Here is a 338-nt window from a genome sequence, read left to right on the forward strand (position 1 = left end):
AGGCTTGACAAGAGGTCCTTCCTCTTATGAGCGATTCCAGTCATCTCCAAAACCTCATCAATCCGAGACTTGGGAATAGCATTACTCGCCGCAATAATCCTCAAGTGGTCATAGACCTTTCGATTTGGCAGACCGCCAATGCCGTCAAAGGCTGCACATACCGTTCTGAGCGGATAGGTCATTGACTGATAGGTTTGCCCATCAAAAGTCGCAGTCCCAGACGTCGCCCGATCTAACCCCAAGAGAATCCTCAAGGTCGAACTTTTCCCTGCACCATTTGGGCCTAGAAAAGCTGTAATCCGACCACTTCTAGCTGTGAAAGAAATATCTTCTAAAAT

The 338-nt window shown here is 47.6% G+C and carries 1 protein-coding gene; it reads right to left on the bottom strand.

What is annotated here, in order from left to right; genetic code table 11:
• On the bottom strand, nt 1–338 hold a 338-nt coding region (locus A0739_RS09810), incomplete at both ends, for an ATP-binding cassette domain-containing protein (protein WP_155718983.1).

Source organism: Streptococcus oralis (assembly GCF_001588645.1).
GTDB classification, from domain to species: Bacteria; Bacillota; Bacilli; order Lactobacillales; family Streptococcaceae; genus Streptococcus; species Streptococcus oralis_AB.